General features: G+C 72.7%; 2 protein-coding genes. Both read left to right on the forward strand.

From position 1 onward, the window contains the following. Positions 1-335 precede the first annotated feature (335 nt). On the forward strand, positions 336-782 hold the full coding sequence (locus VIM26_RS05530; protein WP_331949348.1) for a hypothetical protein: 447 nt from the start codon (positions 336-338) through the stop codon (positions 780-782). 36 nt (positions 783-818) lie between these two features. Beyond that, positions 819-2,903: an elongation factor G gene (locus VIM26_RS05535; protein WP_331949349.1), complete on the forward strand. Its 2,085-nt coding sequence runs from the start codon at positions 819-821 to the stop codon at positions 2,901-2,903. Positions 2,904-2,905 lie beyond the last annotated feature (2 nt).

The raw sequence follows: 2,905 nt of genomic DNA on the forward strand, positions 1-2,905 counted from the left end.
GTTGACGTCCTATAGGACGTCAACGCTCGGACGTTGCGGTTTGGGGGACCTAAGCCCTTCGCGCGGGGGTTCGCGCTGCGGTTCGCTGGGATTGGCGAGGGGGAAGCGATGCCCGCAACGATGCAGCGACCACGAACGCCCGACGTCCGCCCGGGGGACCCCCTGCTGCGCTCGTGGATCACGTCCGTGACGGCCGGCGAGTTCGCCGGTTTCTGCGGTCCGGCGCTGGTCGGGGCACTGGTCTGGGACGGCGCGCCGTCGCTCGCCCTCCCCGCGCCGGTCGCCGCCGGCTCGTTCGAGGGCGTCTCGCGATCCTCGGCTGGTCGCAGGCGCGCGTGCTGCGGCGCCGGCTGCCCGCACTCTCGACTTGCCGGTGGATCACCGGCACGTCGGTCGCGGCCGCCTTCGCCTGGCTGCTCGGCATGCTCCCGAGCAGCACGCACGAGACCTGGTCGCACTGGCCGGCGCCGCTGGTCGTCGGGGTCGGCGTGCTCGCGGGTCTCGCGCTGCTGGTCTCGATCGGCGTCGCGCAATGGGTCGAGCTGCGCCGCCACGTGCCACGCGCGGCCCGCTGGATCCTCGCCAACGCCGTCGCCTGGTGCGTCGGCCTGCTGTTCTTCGTCGGCGTGAGCACTCCCCTGTGGCACCCCGGCCAGGCGCTGACTCTCGTCGCGATGATCGGCGCGCTGGCGGGCCTGGCCATGGCCGCGTCCATGGCGGTCACCACCGGTCTGGCAATGCGTCACCTGAGTACCTCCCCGCTCTCGGCGAACGGGTCATAGCATGGGCGCGAGGCCCACCCGAACAGGGAGCAACGCATGATCATGGCAACGACGCCGCGGATCCGGAACGTCGCCCTCGTGGGCCATAGCGGCAGCGGGAAGACGACGCTCGTGGAGGCCCTGCTGCTGCGCGCGGGGGACATCACACGTGCCGGCCGGGTCGAGGACGGCAACACCGTCTGCGACTTCGAGGCCGAGGAGATCAAGCGCGGCATCTCGCTCTCGCTCGCGGTGGCCCCCTTCGGGTGGACCGCCTCGGACGGCGAGAGCTACAAGGTCAACCTGATCGACACCCCCGGCTACGCCGACTTCGCGGGCGGCGTCGACGCCGCCCTGTCGGTCGCGGACCTCGCCGTGCTCGTGGTGAGCGCGGTCGACGGCGTCGAGGTCGGCACCGAGGCGGTGTGGGCGCAGTGCGCCGCCGCCGGGATCCCGCGCATGGTGTTCGTCACCAAGGAGGACAAGGCGCGGGCCGACTTCCACCGGGTGCTGGACCAGCTGCGCGCGACGTTCGGTGCCGGTTTCGCGCCGCTCGAGCTGCCGCTCGGCGAGGAGGACTCGTTCCGTGGGGTCGCGGACGTGCTCACCGACCGCGGCCTCGCCTACGACGTCGACGGCCGGCGCCACGCCGAGGCGATCCCCGCGTCGGTCGCGGACGAAGAGCACCGGCTGCACGACGAGCTCACCGAGGAGATCGTCTCGGGCGACGACGAGCAGCTCGAGCGCTACCTCGCCGGTGACGTGCCGAGCCCTGCCGAGCTCGAGCGGGCCCTCGCGCACGAGGTGCTCGACGCCGTGGTGTTCCCGGTCCTGGTCGGCTCCTCAACGACCGGCATCGGCATCGACCGGCTCGCCGACCTGCTGTGCGAGATCGGGCCCTCGCCCGCGGACCGCCCGACGACGGTGTTCGCCGGCCGCGAGGAGATCCCGGTCGCGGCGGACCCGAAGGGCGACCCGCTCGCGTACGTGTTCCGCACCGTCGTCGACCCGTTCGTCGGGCAGGTGTCCCTGTTCAAGGTCCTCTCCGGCACGATCGCGAACGAGGACCGGCTGGTGAACACGTCGACCAACACCGAGGAGCGGGTGCACGGCCTGTTCCACCTGCGCGGCAAGGAGCACCAGCTCATCGACCAGGTCGCCGCGGGCGACATCGCGGCCGTGGCCAAGCTCGCCGGCAGCCCGACCGGTTCCGCGCTCGCCAGGCGCAGCACGCCGGTGCGCGTCGTCGGTCCCGATCCGCGCCCGACGCCGTTCGGACTCGCCCTGAACCCCCTCACCCAGGCCGACGACGACAAGCTCTCCGGAGCGCTCGCCCGGCTGTGCGCGGAGGATCCGTCGCTCGTCGTGGAGCGCACCGGGCTGAACTCGCAGACCGTGCTGCGCGGCATCGGCGACACGCACGTCGCGGTCGCCCTCGAACGGCTCGCGCGCAAGTTCGGCGTGAACGTGGTGACCGAACCGGTGCGCATCCCGTTCCGGGAGACGATCGCCGGGCCGGCGGACGTCGAGGGCAAGGTCAAGAAGCAGTCGGGCGGGCACGGGCAGTACGCCGTCGCGCAGCTCCGGGTCAGCCCGCTCGCCCGCGGGGCGGGCAGCGAGTTCGTGGACAAGGTCGTGGGCGGCGCGATCCCGCGCAACTTCATCCCCGCCGTCGAACGTGGTGTCACCGAGGCGATGGCGGCGGGCGGGCCGCATGGCTTCCCGGTCGTGGACGTGCGGGTCGAGTGCTACGACGGCAAGTACCACTCGGTCGACTCCTCCGAGATGGCGTTCCGCACCGCCGCCGCGCACGGGCTGCGCGAGGCGATGCGCTCCGCGGGCACGGTCGTGCTCGAGCCGATCTCGCTGCTGACGGTGCACGTGCCCGCCGGGCTCCAGGGCGACGTGCTGGGCGACCTGTCCGCGCGCCGCGGCCGGATCAACAGCACGACCTCGCTCGCCGACGGCCGGCACTCGATCCAGGCGATGGTCCCCGAGGCCGAGCTCGCGCGGTACGTGCTGGACCTACGCTCCCTCACCGGCGGCCGCGGCGTGTTCGAGTCCGTGCACGACCACTACGACATCCTCCCCGAGCCCCTGGTGGCCAAGGTCACCTCCCCCCAGCCCCCCACCCCCCACTGACC

The sequence above is a fragment of the Pengzhenrongella sp. genome, assembly GCF_036565025.1.
In the GTDB taxonomy this organism is placed as follows: Bacteria; Actinomycetota; Actinomycetes; order Actinomycetales; family Cellulomonadaceae; genus Pengzhenrongella.

What these genes read in the sequence shown, in the direction of transcription:
- VIM26_RS05535 (WP_331949349.1), top strand. Translation starts at nt 819, where the DNA reads ATGATCATGGCAACGACGCCGCGGATCCGGAACGTCGCCCTCGTGGGC.